The 8075-nt window shown below is 36.1% G+C and carries 7 protein-coding genes; 3 read left to right on the top strand and 4 right to left on the bottom strand.

The window, feature by feature from the left end:
* Positions 1-94 precede the first annotated feature (94 nt).
* From ABXH34_RS16315 to ABXH34_RS16320, 3 genes are all read left to right on the top strand, one after another.
* Positions 95-322 (top strand): hypothetical protein, encoded by a 228-nt coding sequence (locus ABXH34_RS16315; RefSeq protein WP_353572949.1) that lies wholly within the window; start codon positions 95-97, stop codon positions 320-322.
* A 708-nt stretch (positions 323-1030) separates the two neighbouring features.
* Positions 1031-1291 carry a CBU_0592 family membrane protein gene (locus tag ABXH34_RS18785; RefSeq protein WP_502710423.1) on the top strand — a complete coding sequence of 87 codons (261 nt, stop codon included), beginning with the start codon at positions 1031-1033 and terminating at the stop codon, positions 1289-1291.
* 11 nt (positions 1292-1302) lie between these two features.
* On the top strand, positions 1303-2913 hold the full coding sequence (locus ABXH34_RS16320; RefSeq protein WP_353572950.1) for a phosphoenolpyruvate carboxykinase: 1611 nt from the start codon (positions 1303-1305) through the stop codon (positions 2911-2913).
* Between the two features lie 269 nt (positions 2914-3182).
* Here the strand turns inward: ABXH34_RS16320 and ABXH34_RS16325 are convergent, their stop codons facing one another.
* The 4 genes from ABXH34_RS16325 to ABXH34_RS16340 form a co-directional block, all read right to left on the bottom strand.
* Positions 3183-4925 carry a sensor histidine kinase gene (locus ABXH34_RS16325; protein ID WP_353572951.1) on the bottom strand — a complete coding sequence of 581 codons (1743 nt, stop codon included), beginning with the start codon at positions 4923-4925 and terminating at the stop codon, positions 3183-3185.
* A gap of 101 nt (positions 4926-5026) precedes the next feature.
* Positions 5027-6370 carry an ATP-binding protein gene (locus tag ABXH34_RS16330; RefSeq protein ID WP_353572952.1) on the bottom strand — a complete coding sequence of 448 codons (1344 nt, stop codon included), beginning with the start codon at positions 6368-6370 and terminating at the stop codon, positions 5027-5029.
* Positions 6371-6383: 13 nt separating this feature from the next.
* Entirely contained in the window at positions 6384-7451 is a 1068-nt protein-coding gene (locus ABXH34_RS16335; RefSeq protein ID WP_353572953.1) for a cobalamin-dependent protein, read from the bottom strand.
* A gap of 29 nt (positions 7452-7480) precedes the next feature.
* Positions 7481-7780: an antibiotic biosynthesis monooxygenase family protein gene (locus ABXH34_RS16340; protein ID WP_353572954.1), complete on the bottom strand. Its 300-nt coding sequence runs from the start codon at positions 7778-7780 to the stop codon at positions 7481-7483.
* Between the last annotated feature and the right edge of the window lie 295 nt (positions 7781-8075).

An 8075-nucleotide genomic window follows, 5' to 3' on the forward strand; every position in this document is an offset into this window, starting at 1 on the left:
GGTTGATAGAAACTAAAAATATTTTTATTGTAATAAAACTTTGACAGTAGATATTACAATGTGTTTCATCAACCTATATTGTAGGAGTTATACCATGAGCATTATGCTTGGTTTTGCCATTTACTTTATGTTGTTAATGATTACTATACCTTTATTGCTTTTGCTTCTTAGTACTGGCCGTAATGAGTTAGAAGATGAGCTTTGCTTTTATGAATTTGTACATGATTGTGAAGCAAGAACACAACTCAATACAGCCCATCCTCTCAGTTTGAAAGCATTAGCAGCAGCGGTTAAAGTAAGAGATTATATATCAAAAGTATAATTGGCAAATATTTCAATACTGCACTGTTATAAGTAGTAAGAGCATCCGCTTATTTCTTAAGCAAAAATTGTGTAAGTCGAGCGTTTTCTACGGGTCTTATCGTATTAAACATCAGAACTTGACATGACATAATAATAGATGCTGGAAGTTCTCATGCTCTTTATCTACTGTTTTTTGCTAAAATATTATTTTGTATCAATGACCCTTCCTCATTATTTTTTATCTGCTTTGGTTTTCCCCTTTACTCTACGATCACACAACAGCTTATTTTTCCCTGTATGCTGGTTTTTCATAATCAATAGATATAACACGTCATATTGATATTGTGCATTGCAATGGTTAGTTGTGTTTTGAGTGTAACTTAGTTGCAATATAAGCTTAAGTTAGCCAGTCTTTTTAAAGACTTATGTAAATTAGATTGTAAAAACAAAGCTATATAACAATATTTCCCATAAAAAACACATTTTCAAAAGAATTATAACTAATATTTATAATTGCTTGATTAATATATAAGTAAAAACATATAATCTTTTTTATACAGTAAGTTAGAATGGAATAATCTAACAACTAGAGTGATAATAGGGTTTATATATAGCTATTTTAGCTATATAAAAAATGATATAAATTTTGCTAATCGTTATTATATAAAATGCTGCATGACAACAAAAAACTTGTTATAATCACTGACCTAGTTAGGATTTTTGAGTAATGCATATTTTTGAGCCAAACATTATTGGAACTATAGGCACTTTATTAATTGTTTTAGCTTATTCGCTATTACAATTAGAAAAAATAGAATCTAGTTCTTTAGCCTATTCATTGGTAAATCTAATTGGCTCATTGTTCCTGATTTATTCTCTACTATACAACTGGAACTTCCCTTCGGTTTTAATAGAAATATTTTGGTTACTCATCAGTACGCTTGGCCTAATAAAATGGGCAATACGTCACCGCAATAACAATACTTAAGGAGACTCATCATGCGGGATGATCATAGTGAACGTCACAGCAAATTTGGCTTAGAGAATCACGGACTTCATAACCTCAATGACGTTTATTGGAATTTAACGACTCCGCAGCTTTATGAGCAAGCGATTAAAAATAATGAAGGTCACTTAGCACCTTCAGGTCCTTTAGTGGTGCGGACAGGGCATCACACAGGACGCTCAGCAAATGATAAATTTGTTGTGGAAGAAGAAACAACTAAAGATGATATTTGGTGGGGCAAGGTAAACTGCCCTTATCCAGAAGATAAGTTTGACGCATTGCACAAAAAAATGATGACCTATTTAGAATCGCAAGATGTGTATGTGCAAGATTGTTATGCAGGTGCAGCAGAAACGCATCGCTTACCTATTCGTATAATTACACAATATGCTTGGCATAGCTTATTTGCACGTAACATGTTTATTCAAGCCTCAACTGAGGAAGAAGCGAATCACGTTCCTGAATTTACTGTTATCAATGCACCACGTTTTCATGCTGATCCTACAGTAGATGGTACTAATTCTGAAACCTTCATCATCGTTAACTTTAAAAAACGCCTTGTTTTAGTTGGCGGCACAAGTTACGCAGGTGAAACCAAGAAATCCATTTTCTCAATCATGAATTACTTATTACCGAAAAAATCAGTGATGTCTATGCATTGTTCTGCCAATATTGGTAGCGATGGCAATACGGCTATTTTCTTTGGTTTAAGTGGTACAGGTAAAACCACTTTATCTGCTGATGCTTCTCGTACTTTAATTGGTGATGATGAGCATGGCTGGGATGAAAATGGCGTATTCAACTTTGAAGGCGGCTGCTATGCGAAGTTAATTAACTTGTCTGCTGAAGCTGAACCTGAAATTTATGAAACTACCCGTCGTTTCGGTACTGTATTAGAAAACGTAGCAATGGATGCTGAAACTCGAGAAATCGATTTATTTGATGCGTCTTTCACTGAGAATACCCGTGGTTCTTATCCTACCACTCATATTCCTAATGCCAGCGAAACAGGTGTTGGTGGCCATCCTAAAAATGTAGTCTTCTTGTCAGCAGATGCGTTTGGTGTATTACCTCCCGTCTCTAAATTGACTCGTGACCAAGCGATGTATCACTTCTTATCTGGTTATACTGCGAAAGTAGCGGGTACAGAAAAAGGGGTAACAGAGCCACAACCAAACTTTAGTGCTTGTTATGGTGCGCCATTCATGCCTTTACATCCTGAAGTGTATGCTACTTTATTAGGTCAAAAATTAGATGATAAAGAAGTAGATGCGTGGTTGATTAATACAGGTTGGACTGGTGGCCCTTATGGCACAGGTTCACGGATGAAGATTGCTTATACTCGTGCGATGGTCAACGCGGTATTAGACGGCACATTAAAAGACGTTGAAACAGTGACAGAACCATTCTTTGGCTTACAAGTACCTGTTTCTTGCCCAGATGTACCTGACGAAGTATTAAACCCACGTAATACTTGGCCTAATCCTGAAGAGTATGATGCACAAGCTCAAAAATTAGCGAGTATGTTTGCAGAAAACTTTAAGAAATTTGCAGACCGTGCAACACCAGAAGTATTAGCAGCAGGCCCTAAATTAGATAATTAATCTGATTTGTTTTAGCAACTTTACAAAAATTAATAGTAGAGACGCTTTTAGAATCGCACCCATCATAATATTTGATAGGTGCGATTTTTTTATGGTTGTGAGAATAGAAATGCTGGCTAACCCCAAGATAGTGCCATTTTGTATTAATATTGCGAAAAATAGCAAAAGACTTCAAATCGGTTCTATAGGATTATCAAATTGTTTTTTAAGCATAGGCATTACAATTGGATGATGACTAAAAACAAAGGGATTTTTCTTAAAAATCATATTTATGCAGGTGTAAGCAACGGTAGTGATAAAATAAATGTACTACCTTGTTCAAAGTGGCTTTCAACTTTTAATGTTCCACCAAGTATTCCTGCTAAGCGATGACTGATTGCTAAACCTAATCCAGAGCCTTCATAACGACGTGTGGATGACATATCCGCCTGCGTAAAGGGTTTAAACAAGCATTGTATTTGCTGCTCCGTCATGCCAATACCACTATCAATGACTTTGAAAATCACTTGCTCTTCCAAATAATTAACTTGCAAACAGATTGTGCCATTTTCAGTAAATTTAGTCGCATTACTTAACAACGTTAATAATATTTGATGCAATTTAGCTTTATCCGTTTGCATCGCACCCAGCCGTTTCGAGTTGATAATTTCCAGCTCAAATTGATTATAAGTTTCTTCTACCAATGGCTGCATCGTTGAAATAATATCATCGAGTAAATTCTGTAATTCAAACCGAGTTAAACACAACAGCATTTGACCTGTATCAAGCTTGGAAAAATCCAATACCTCATTAATCATTTTGAGCAAGCGATAGCTAGCCTCTTTAATTTTATATAAATCTTCAATACAGTCATCTTGTTCTAAATCAGTGGCGGTGTCCTCTAATATCTCGCTATAACCTAAAATAGCATTTAATGGGGTACGCAGTTCATGACTCATATTGGCTAAAAATTGGCTTTTCGCAAGATCAGCCGCTTCGGCTTCTTGACGCGCTTGCTCAGCCACTTCTAGCATTTTTAAAGTCTTTTTATTTGCCTGTTTTAAATCCATGTAAAGCTGCAAGTTTTCCAAAGCACTACTACATTGCTGTGCCATAATTTGAATTAAATCTAAATCAGCCTGACTTAAATGAATCGCATTTTCTAAATATACAAAACCAATTGGCTTTTCTTGTACAGTCAAAGGAATAAGAAGTGCGTTTTCAGGTAAGATTTGATAAGAGACTTTGCCTAAAACCCGTTCCAGACACATTTGACGAATCGCTTCAATTTCCTCTGATTTATCACCCGTCTCAAAGCGTCCTGTTCCAGATTGGACAATGGCTTGATTTTCATGCGGTGAGGTGGTAATAACTAAGCCACTGTTAACACTGTAAATTAAGCTATTTTCGCCTAAATTACACAAACCAATAAGCTGAGTCAGCACACCATTGAAAAATTGGGCAAGCGATTGAACATGATGGAATTTAGGGACAGCTTCTAAAATTTTGCGCAAAGCTTGGCGGTTGGCATCTAAGGTGAGCAAGTCTCGATAAGCTTTCAGCGTCACACGGATGGTTAAATACAACTTATCCGCACGTAATTCAGTTTTGCTTTTGTAATCATCAATATCATATTCTTCAATCACAGTTTTTTCAGGTGCCATACCCGGTTGTCCTGTCCGAACAATAAGGCGAATTAACTTATATTTCAGTTCATTACGAATATAATTAATTAATTTCAAACCCGCGTCATCAGTCTCCATGACAATATCAATCAATGCAACAGCAATATCAGGCTCACGCTTTAAAATATCTCGTGCTTCAATTCCTGATGTGGCTTGAAAAATCTGTAATGTGCGTCCAACAAACTCAAATTCTTTGAGACTTAATTTAGTCATGGTATGAACATCATGTTCATCATCTACAATTAGGATTTTCCAAGGCGGGAGCGGTGTTTGCTGTTTAGTGGTTTTTTTCTCGGCAATTTTAAGTGTCGCAGTACTGCCATCTTTGCGTTTTTTAACGAGTTTCATAATAATGTCCTTATTGCACTTTAAGTAAGCATCATTGTTTTTAGGTGTAATCTATTTATTGTTATACACCGCACTGGTTTCAATTAAGGAAATGACCCTCGTTATGTCATTGATAGTTCGATCGGATAACTGATGTCAAATCTAACACCTTGTCCTATCTGGCTTTCACAATTAATACTTCCTTTTAACTGATTAGTCACTAAGTTGTAGCAAATATAACCACCTAAACCACTACCACCATGCGAACGATGTGTTGTAAAAAAGGGCTCGAAGATTTTTTCAATATGCTCTGACTCAATTCCTTTTCCATCATCTTGATATTGCAAAGATAATATTTCATCTTGTAACTGTACACTAACCTGAATATTACCCGCTTGTCGACCTTCATCAAAACCATGAATAAGGCTATTAATCAACAAATTGGTTAAAATTTGCTCTAATGCACCGGGTAAGCTCACCACTTTCAACTCTGAAGCACAATCAAGTTGGATCGTGATGTCTGTCTTTTTAAAACGGTTATCCAGCGTGTTAATCGTATCTTGGATGACTTCATGAACATCAAAATAACGTTTCTCACCTGATGTTTGGTCAACTGCGGTGCGTTTAAAACTACTCACTAAATTACCCGCACGCTCTAAATTGGATAAGGTCAGATTAAAGCCTTGGTCAACCGTGTTTACTGCTGAAATCAGCTCGTCTACATCTACTTCATCATCATCTAACATTGATACAATTTTCTTAGCTTCTTGTTGCAATGCTGAAGCACTACCCACGGCAATTCCAATCGGCGTATTTAATTCATGCGCAAACCCTGAAACCAAACGACCTAAAGAAGCCATTTTTTCACTTTGAACTAATTCATGTCGAGCTTGACTCAGCTCTTCAATGGTATTGGATAATTCTGTATTTAGGTTTTTCAGCTCTTTACGCTGTTGCTCAAGTTGTACATTTTTCTTGGCTAATTCGCGTTGTGTATTGGCAAGTTCATTATTGAGTTGTGATAATTCTTCATACAAATGTGTATCTTGATTGGCTTCTACTTGTTGAGTAGCCTGCATTTGAGCTTTCATTGTTTCACGCAATGCATTCGTTTGCTCATTATTAATTTTCATCAACTCATCAAAAAACTGATTCACATTGGTTGGTGCTGTGTTGCCGATGATAAATAAATTTTCACCATTTAAACCACCTGTGAAGTGCAATAGCAGCAATTTACCATTGGCATAAATAGACAAAGGCCAGTCAAATGTCACGCCTTTGGTTTTTAATTCCAATAGAAAATTACCTGCTTTTTCGATATTTTCAGAATCAAATGCAGCCGTGAATAATTGTCCCACTGTCAAACGGCTAGATAAATTAAGCTCATCACACAATAAGCTTAGAATCTTGCCACGGCTATCGCATAGTAGCGAAATCCCCATTGTTGACTGAAATGTATCGTCCATAGTGAATTCGCTTTTAATTAATTAATTCATTTGATTTTTCAATGGCTTCTTGTGCATTCTGTGCATAACCATCAGCCCCCATTTGTTTCCATAAATTGGGTTCAAGATTAAATGGATGACCGCCAACCATGATTTTAATATTTTGATATTGTGGGTCAGCCCGTACTGAGGCAATCAGCGCTTCTGCAGCACGTAAGTGAAACGTCATGGTGGCAGACACTGCAAGCAAGTTAGCTCCTCGCAATTTGAGTTCTTGTAACACGCTTAATGCAGGTGTATTTGCACCTAAGTAATAGGTATCCCAACCATCCATTTCAAAAAAATCGGCAACCATACGTACTCCTAATTCATGCAAATCACCACCAACACAAGTTGCTACCATCGCTTTGTCTTGTCTATCCGTCGAGAAAATATGGATATAGAGTTGAGACATGATTAATTGTGTTGCGGCTGTACAGTAATGTTCTTGCGCCACACTGATTTTATTCATCTGCCACAAACGACCAATTTCATATTGCGCATATTGAAAGACATCAAGGTAAATTTCTTTAATATTGATCCCTTTATTTTCAACAGAGTCTAAAATCAAACGACTGGCAATTTGACGTTCACCACGCAGCAAATAGTGTAAATATTCTTTTGCTAATTCTGCATGAGGGTGACTATCTTGAATAAATGAAGGTAATTGACTGGGTAATGTCGGTAATTGCTTGAGACCATATGCAATATATTCGTCGATGAGGTTGATGTCATCTTGGGGTAATTTTAAATGTTTATTCAACTGAGAGCGCATGACTTGTAGGTTTTGTGCAAGGTCTTCAGAAGGAATATTCATACCACTGAGCAACACTTTTGCCCAAGCAATATAATTCTCGAAAAAGGAGGGGTGTCCCGCTGCAATCGCTTCAGATAAATAAGTTAAATGATATTCAACATCTTGGGCACATGAATTTCTGCCTTTTAAGCCGTAACGCTGCTCTAGTTCAGGACATTGCTGGTAATATTCATGAACAATGGCTTGAGCTAAGTCAGCTCGCTGTTCATTAAGCAATTGGCTTATTTCTGTATTGGGATTGGACATTTAAGCTCTACTCCTGAAACATATATTTATCAAGAACAAATATGATCGAAAAAACGTAATTCAGTTTCTTGTGGAATTAATTTTAAGCCTTTAGGAATATCTTGGTGGGATTGGCGATGAGCATCACTACGATGCCACTTTTGATAGCTTTGTTCATTATCCCAGTATGTTACTAGCCAAATTTCATTAGGATTTTTACAAGGGCTCATCACGTCTAATCGAACAAACCCTTCACAATCTTCAACTAGGCAAGGACGATTTTTGAATGCTGCCTTGACTTCAGCCGTCATCCCATTGGCGATTACAAACTTGCTGAGTGCAACAAACATGAATAACTCCATATAAAAAATAGGTTAATTGACTTTAATATTGAAAATATTAGCTTAAATTTATCTAATATAAACAATATCTTCACCACTTATTCAGAACATAATATAACTTGTTTGATTTTATTGAAAAATCAATGGCTTAAATTGTTATGGTAAAAGTATTTAATAACGCTTTAAAATTGGAACTAAATCAATTTATTCAAACAATATTTTATATGATTTTTTAAATTTATTTCAATGGTTTATGCTGAAGATTTTAAAAAGCTTGATTTCGATAATCCTGTAAAGGATCTGT

This window comes from Candidatus Albibeggiatoa sp. nov. BB20 (assembly GCA_016744725.1).
GTDB lineage: Bacteria > Pseudomonadota > Gammaproteobacteria > Beggiatoales > Beggiatoaceae > Albibeggiatoa.

What these genes read in the sequence shown, in the direction of transcription:
- ABXH34_RS16320 (WP_353572950.1), top strand. Translation starts at nt 1,303, where the DNA reads ATGCGGGATGATCATAGTGAACGTCACAGCAAATTTGGCTTAGAGAAT.
- ABXH34_RS16340 (WP_353572954.1), bottom strand. Translation starts at nt 7,780, where the DNA reads ATGTTTGTTGCACTCAGCAAGTTTGTAATCGCCAATGGGATGACGGCT.
- ABXH34_RS16330 (WP_353572952.1), bottom strand. Translation starts at nt 6,370, where the DNA reads ATGGACGATACATTTCAGTCAACAATGGGGATTTCGCTACTATGCGAT.
- ABXH34_RS16325 (WP_353572951.1), bottom strand. Translation starts at nt 4,925, where the DNA reads ATGAAACTCGTTAAAAAACGCAAAGATGGCAGTACTGCGACACTTAAA.
- ABXH34_RS16315 (WP_353572949.1), top strand. Translation starts at nt 95, where the DNA reads ATGAGCATTATGCTTGGTTTTGCCATTTACTTTATGTTGTTAATGATT.
- ABXH34_RS16335 (WP_353572953.1), bottom strand. Translation starts at nt 7,451, where the DNA reads ATGTCCAATCCCAATACAGAAATAAGCCAATTGCTTAATGAACAGCGA.
- ABXH34_RS18785 (WP_502710423.1), top strand. Translation starts at nt 1,031, where the DNA reads ATGCATATTTTTGAGCCAAACATTATTGGAACTATAGGCACTTTATTA.